Source organism: Saccharothrix sp. NPDC042600, from assembly GCF_040647305.1.
Lineage (GTDB): Bacteria > Actinomycetota > Actinomycetes > Mycobacteriales > Pseudonocardiaceae > Actinosynnema > Actinosynnema mutabilis.
This window is the reverse complement of the sequence record NZ_JBEZBW010000031.1, coordinates 68,664-75,551: the sequence shown is the minus strand read 5'-3', so window position 1 is coordinate 75,551 and position 6,888 is coordinate 68,664. Positions and strand designations below refer to the sequence as shown.

The 6,888-nt window shown below is 71.8% G+C and carries 5 protein-coding genes; 4 read left to right on the top strand and 1 reads right to left on the bottom strand.

From position 1 onward, the window contains the following. The first annotated feature begins 321 nt into the window (after positions 1-321). From AB0A74_RS20460 to AB0A74_RS20450, 3 genes are all read left to right on the top strand, one after another. Positions 322-1,260, top strand: a complete 939-nt coding sequence (locus AB0A74_RS20460; RefSeq protein WP_358251504.1) for a M56 family metallopeptidase — start codon at positions 322-324, stop codon at positions 1,258-1,260. An 89-nt stretch (positions 1,261-1,349) separates the two neighbouring features. Next, complete coding sequence (locus AB0A74_RS20455) at positions 1,350-2,861, top strand: MFS transporter (RefSeq protein ID WP_358251502.1); 1,512 nt, start codon at positions 1,350-1,352, stop codon at positions 2,859-2,861. A 181-nt stretch (positions 2,862-3,042) separates the two neighbouring features. Beyond that, positions 3,043-4,044 carry an NlpC/P60 family protein gene (locus tag AB0A74_RS20450; protein WP_358251501.1) on the top strand — a complete coding sequence of 334 codons (1,002 nt, stop codon included), beginning with the start codon at positions 3,043-3,045 and terminating at the stop codon, positions 4,042-4,044. A 72-nt stretch (positions 4,045-4,116) separates the two neighbouring features. On the opposite strand, the gene AB0A74_RS20445 is transcribed toward AB0A74_RS20450, so the two are convergent. Next, entirely contained in the window at positions 4,117-6,003 is a 1,887-nt protein-coding gene (locus tag AB0A74_RS20445) for a PA domain-containing protein (RefSeq protein WP_358251499.1), read from the bottom strand. A gap of 136 nt (positions 6,004-6,139) precedes the next feature. On the opposite strand from AB0A74_RS20445, the gene AB0A74_RS20440 reads away from it, so the two are divergent. After that, positions 6,140-6,766: a class I SAM-dependent methyltransferase gene (locus AB0A74_RS20440; protein ID WP_358251497.1), complete on the top strand. Its 627-nt coding sequence runs from the start codon at positions 6,140-6,142 to the stop codon at positions 6,764-6,766. Positions 6,767-6,888 lie beyond the last annotated feature (122 nt).

The following is a 6,888-nucleotide window of genomic DNA, read 5'->3' as shown; positions in this document are numbered from 1 at the left end:
GTGGTTGCCTCCGGCAGGCCGTACGGGGAACGAACCGACGCCCTTCCACCCCCGGGGGCCTGCCGCGCGGCGAGCGCCGCTTTTGATCTTTCGCTCTTCGCTCTTCGCTCTTGATCTCTCCGCTCCCTTGATCGCGCCACCGCGCCAGCGCCCACCGCTCAACCGCCCACCGCTCAACCGCCCACCGCTCAACCGCGCACCGCTCCACCACGTAACCCCTCACAAGCGGAGCGTCACCCAACCCGCCCGAAGCTAGAATCAGCCCATGCGGAGCACGCGAGGACTCCCACCCACACCCCGACCACGAAAGCCGCACCGCAAGTGACAGTCGCGGCGGCCCTGCTGCTGACAGCGGCCCTGATCGGGCTGCTGGCGCCCCGACAGCTCCGCAAGCTGGCCGCACGGGACATCGACCCCGTCGTCTCGATCGCCGCCTGGCTGGCCTCGGCCGTCGGCGTCGTCGTCACGGCGACGCTCGCCGTGGCACTTCTCCTCATCCCCGACCACGGCACGCACACGCTGCGCCTCCTGCACGACTGCTGGTCCACCCTCGACCACGGCATGACCCCGGACCACGAGGAGACGGGCGGCCTGCTCGGACTCGCCCTCCTCGTCGCCCTGCTGACCCGCCTCGCCATCACGAGCGTGCGCGCCGCCCGGCGCAGGGCCCGCACCCGCCGGGAGCACCTGGCCGCGTTGCGCGTCGCCGCGCGCCGGGAACCGGGGTCGCCCACGACCCTGTGGCTGGACCACGACGTGCCGCTCGCGTTCAGCTTCGCCGGGACGCCCGGCGTGGTGGTCGCCACCGAGGGCCTGCACCGCCACCTCACCGACGACCAGGTCACCGCCGTGCTCGCACACGAGCGCGCCCACCTCCGCGGCCGGCACCACCTGCTCATCGCCGTGAGCGAGGCCATCGCCACGTTGCTGCCGTTCCTCCCCCTGTTCCGGCAGGTCCCGACCGCCGTCCGCGCCCTGGTCGAACTCGCCGCCGACGCGGTCGCCGCGCGGACGTGCGGCGTGGACGCGGTCCGGGCCGCGCTCGTGCGGGTGTCCCAGCACGGGTCGCCGGGCTCGGCGCTGGCGATGGGCCGCGACGCCGTCGAGGTGCGCCTGCACCGCCTGGACCTCCCCCGCCGCGACCGCAACCGCGTGCTCAACGGCCTGACCTGCGCCGCCACCTGCGCCGCCGCCGTCACCCTGCCGGTCGTCGGAGCGTTCGCCGGCCTGCTGGCCCTGATCTCCCTCGACTGCCTGTAACCCCACCAACCCTTACACCGCTGTTTGACTTAGCCACACCACCGGGGCTAGCTTCCCTTTACACAGCCGTTCGACTTACGGAGCTCCCGGTGAGCCACTCCCCCTCAACGCACCACGAGCACGCCCCACCCACCCCCGGTCGATGGCGCGTCCTGACCCTGTTGTGCCTGGCGCAGTTCATGGTCATCCTCGACGTGACGATCGCGAACGTCGCACTGCCGAGCATCGGCGCGGACCTGGCGCTCAGCCGCGCGACCCTGCCCTGGGTGATCTCCGCCTACACGCTGGTGTTCGGCGGTTTCCTCCTCCTGGGCGGCCGGCTCGCCGACCTCATCGGCAGGCGCACGACGTTCGCGTGGGGCCTGGCCCTGTTCACCGCGGCCTCCCTCGCGTGCGGCCTGGCGACGAACGGCACCACGCTCCTCGCCGCCCGCCTGGCACAGGGTGCCGGCGCGGCACTGCTGTCCCCCGCCGCGCTGTCCATCATCACCACCACCTTCCACGGCGCGGAGCGCAACAAGGCACTGGGCGTGTGGGCGGCGATCGGCGGCACCGGTTCGGCGGTCGGCGTGCTGCTAGGCGGGGCGCTGACCAGCGGCCCCGGCTGGGAGTGGGCGTTCCTCGTCAACGTGCCCATCGGGGCCGCCGTCCTCGCAGCCACTTTCGCACTCGTCAAACCACCCCAGAACCACACCACCCGACACACCACCCGACACACCGACCCGCACGCCACGCAGCCCACCGACCCGCACGCCACCCGACACACCGACCCGCACGCCACGCAGCCCACCAAGCGTCACGCCGACTGGCCAGGCGCAATCCTCATGACCGCCATGACCGCGTCCCTCATCTTCGGCCTGGTCAACGCCGGCAGCGCCGGCTGGGGCGCACCCACCACGCTGGTCCCCCTCGCCCTAGGCGCGACCCTGGTCGCGGCGTTCATCGCGGTGGAGCGCCGATCCCGCCACCCCCTGGTCCCCATCCCCGTCCTGACCAGGCGCAACGTCGTAGCCGGCAACCTGGCGATGCTGACCGGCGCCGGCCTGCTCATCGCCGCGTTCTTCCTGGCCTCGCTGTACCTCCAGGCCGTGGCCCGCTACTCCGCCTTCGAGACCGGCCTCACCTTCCTCCCCGTCGCACTCGGCATGGTCGTCGCGGTCCACCTCACCTCCCACCTCCTCCCCAAACTGGGCTGGAGACCGATCGCGACAGCGGGCATGGTCGTGGCGGCGGGCGGCTTCTTCTGGCTGTCCCGGCTCTCCGGCGGGGGCGACGTCCTGGCCGGGTTCGTCGTCGCGGCGGCCGGGCTGGCGTGCATGTTCGTCGTGGCCACCACCAGCGCGATGCACGACGTGGACCACCGCGAGGCCGGACTGCTGTCGGGCCTGGTCAACACCAACCACGAGCTGGGCGCGTCCCTGGGCATCGCGTTCGTCGCCGCCGTCGCGGGCGGGAGCGTGGAGACCGGCCCCGCGGCGGTCAGCGGCTACGAGAACGCCTTCCTGGCCTGCGCCGTCGTCTCCCTCATCGCGGCCGTGGCGTCCCCTGTGCTCCTCCCCGCCGGAAAACCCAGCTCGGACGGACCGGTCTTCGCCCACTGAACAAGCGACAGGCCGCCGAGCGAGGCCCGGAAACCACCACAGGTGAGACGCACCTACTATTCACGGTAGTGGACGAGAGCCACCGCGTTCCGTAACCTGTCCGAGACCTGCCGGGGTAACCCGATCGGACTATCCACTACGGAAGCAGTCGACGGAAGCAGTCAAGGAGGCTCACGCCACCGTGGCGTCACCACCCGCACAGCGCACCGTCCGGGCCGCACTCGCGGCCACCGCGGCAGCGGCACTGGCCGCCGGTTTCGCGCTCCCCCACGCGGCGGCCGACCCGGTCGTCCCGCCCAACGCCTCCGAGGCGTTGAAGAAGTACACCGAACTCTCGGGCGAAGCGGAGAAGCTCAACGAGGAGCACCTCCGCGCCCAGGACGACCTGAAAGCCAGGCAAGGCGAACTCGACCGCGCCACCACCGACCTCGCCACCGCCCGCCAGGCCCAGGAACACCTGCGCGGCCAGGTGGACCTGCTCACCGAGGCGACCTTCGAGGGCGCGCGGTTCTCGCACCTGTCCGCGTTGCTGGTCAGCGACTCGCAACAGGACTACCTCAACCGCATGGCCGCGCTCGACGTCCTCGCCACCGAGAACGCCGAGGCGCTCGGCGCGCTGACCGACGCGGTCACCAAGGCCGACGACGCGCAACGCCGCGCAACGGACGCCACCAACGCCGCCGCCAAGCTGGCCGACGACATCGCCCGGCGCAAGTCCGACCTGGACGACCAGGTCCGCGAAGCCCGCGCGCAGTACGACCGGCTCAGCGCGGCCGACCGCCGGACGCTGGCCGACCCCGGCGACACGTCCCGCATCGCCGTGCCGGCCGGCACCGCGGGCAAGGCGTTGGAGTACGCGCTGGCCCAGCGCGGCGACCCGTACGTCTACGGCGCCAACGGCCCCGACGAGTGGGACTGCTCCAGCCTGATGCAGCAGTCCTACCGGGTCGCGGGCGTGTCCATCCCGCGCACCAGCTACGGCCAGGCGGGCGTGGGCCGCTCGGTCTCGCGCGGCGAGGTCAAGGCCGGCGACATCATCGTCTACTACGCCGACCAGCACCACGTGGCGATGGCGGTGGACAACGTCCGGGCCGTGCACGCCTCGACCGAGGGCGTGCCGGTCCGGATCGCGGACATCGACTCGATCGGCCCGATCAACACGATCCGCCGCATCGAGGGCTGAGAACCGGTGTGGTCCGGGGACGAGCCTCCCGGACCGCACCGGCACCTCACGTCAGCCGTCGTGGTGGAAGCGTCAGCCGTCGTAGTGGAACACGTAGAGCCCGAAATCGCGGTCGCTGGCCAGCACGTACTGTTCGCCGGTCTCGTCCTTCCACACCTCGACGCCCCAGAAGTCGTTGCCGCCCTCGTCGATGAAGGCGCCGACCTCCCGGATGCCGTCCGCGCCGTACTCCACGACCCGGAACCCGGCGGCGTAGTAGGACAGGTAAGCGAGGTTGTTGTTGTCCGGGTCCATCGCGACCTCGTGCACCGACAGGTCACCGAACCCGCGCGCGTACTTCGGGTCCTGCGACTCCGCCACGGCGTAGGTGTCGATCTGCGTGATCGAACCCGTGCCCGACTTCGGGATGTTCGTGCCGAACAGCCGCACGTACCCCCAACCGTCGAAGGTGGCCTTGATCGTGGTCGCCTCGCCGCCGCTCGCCGGGGTGGGCGTGGTGCACGCGTTCGCCTCGGTCACACCCGGCACGCCCAGCAGCCGCAGGCCCGCGTGCCGGTTGGCGAACACGTACGGGATGGGCCCGGCCGCCGCCATCGTGACGCCGCCCAGGCAGTCCGGGCGGACGTTCTGGAAGACGATGCCGGCCGTGTAGCCCTTGGCCACGATGTTGTCCAGCTTGGCCTGGAACGGGCAGACACCGCGCTCGACCAGCGCCGTGCCGGTGCCCGCCGGGATCGCCGCGGCGTCGCACGCCAGGCCGACGAACGTGGTCGGGCCGCTGATCGTGGTGTTCTCGTCGATCGGCTTGGCGTCCCCGGCGGAGGTCGCGGTGTACTCCGACCCGGCGTACGGGCCCGAGTCGATCCGCGCGGTCACCCGGTACGGGCTGAAGTCCTCGTCCGTGCCGATCATGGACTTGCGGTCGGGCGACAGCTCGGACTGGTGCGCGTTGCCCTCGGGCGCGATCTCGTGGCCGCGGGCCAGCCGCTCCTCGTCCAACGCGGCGAAGTCGGACTCGGCGATCAGGGTCACCTTGCCCGGCCGCGGGTCGGTGACGTCGAGCAGCACGTACCCGCCGTCCCAGTAGTTCATGTTCATCACGTACCGGCGACCGACCTTGGTGATCATCATGTCGTGGCTGAACACCGAGGTCAGCGTGGCCGGGGTGGGCTGGTCCACGCCGAACGCGGCACCCAGGTCCAGCTCGTCGTTGACCAGCACGGGGTGGTACGGGTCGGTGATGTCGAGGATGTCGACGTCCGTGCCCTCCTCGTCGTCGACCAGCGCCACGTAGACCTTCTTGGCGAAGACGTCGGTCCACATCCGCATGCTGTGCGTCTGGTTCGGCGCGGGGTCCACGCCGCCGGACGCGTTGGTGAAGTCGCCGGTGTGCAGCTTGACCGGCTTCGGGCCGCGCGGGTCGGTGACGTCCCACAGCGAGATGCCGCCGGAGTTCGCGCCGGGCGTCGCGCCGGGGCAGGTCTCGTTCTGGTGGATCAGGAGGTCGCCGTGGAAGAACGGCGTCTCGACGTGCTCGACCTGGATGCCCTCACCGGCGTACGAGCCGGCGCTGGTCGGGATGAACGCGCCGGTCACCTCGACGGGGTTGGTGGGGTCCGAGATGTCCATGACGTGCACGCCGGTCCGCTCGCAGGTCGGCTCGCGGAACGCGGTGAGGTAGGCGTAGTCGCCGAACGCGGTGACGTCCGCGACCCGTCCGGTCGTGCCGGCGGGGTTGCTCACCTTGCCCTTGCCCACCAGCGACACGTTGCGCGAGACGGGCGGCAGGTGGCCTTCGTCGCCGTCGTGCTGCTTGTAGAGCCCGTCGGCGACGCCTTCGCCGGGGAAGTCCTCCCGCCCACCACCACCGTGGTCCGGGTGCGCCCCGGCCAACCCGGTCACCACCCCGCTCATCACCGCCGCCACCGCGCCCAACGCGATCAACCGTCGTCCACGCACGTCGCACACCCCTCACCGTTCCGAGTGTTCCCGGTAGCCCGCGGACTCTACGGCCGAACTACTATGTGCGGTAGGGGTTGAGCGGGGGATTCGAAATTCGGGGCGACGCAACGGATTGCGGCGTTAACATGCGCCGATGACCGCCGATGCGACCGCCACCCCGTTCGACGCCATCGCCGCCGCCTACGACGAGGACGACTTCCACCGGGTCGTCGCCGAACGCCTGGTGACCGGTATCCCGGCACCGCGCGCCGACCTGGTCGTGGACGTCGCCACGGGCACCGGCAGCGCCGCCTTCGCCGCCCTCGAACACCTCCGCCCGCGCCGCGTGGTGGCGGTGGACCTGTCGTCCGGGATGGTGGCGTCCGCGGTGGCCAAGGCCGCCTCGCTGGACCCCGCCGGGGTCGTCGAGTGGTCGGTGGGCAACGCCGTGCCGGCACCCGTGGCCGACGGGACGGCGGACGTCGTGCTGTGCGCGTCGTCCCTGCACTTCCTCGGTGCGGCGGCCTTCTCGGACTGGTCGCGCGTCCTGCGGCCCGGCGGGGCCTTGGCGTTCAGCGTGCCCTCCGCCGAGGTGTTCTCGCCCTCACCCGCGTTCGCCGAGCTGGTCGCCGACGACATCACCCTGCCCACCGACGTCGCCGGCGCCGCCCGCCTGGCCGAGGCCGCGGGGTTCGTGCGGGTGTCGGCGACCGAGGTCCGGATCGTCACCGACCGCCCCCGGATCGCGTTCCTCGTCCACGCCGAGGCACCCGGCGACTGATCACCCGGCGACTGATCACCCGGCGACTGGCCACCCGGCGACTGGCCACCCGGCGACTGGCCACCCGGCGACTGGCCACCCGGCGACTGGCCACCCGGCGACTGGCCACCCGGCGACTGGTC

Coding starts and splice junctions, on each gene's coding strand:
- AB0A74_RS20440 (WP_358251497.1), top strand. CDS start 6,140: ATGACCGCCGATGCGACCGCCACCCCGTTCGACGCCATCGCCGCCGCC.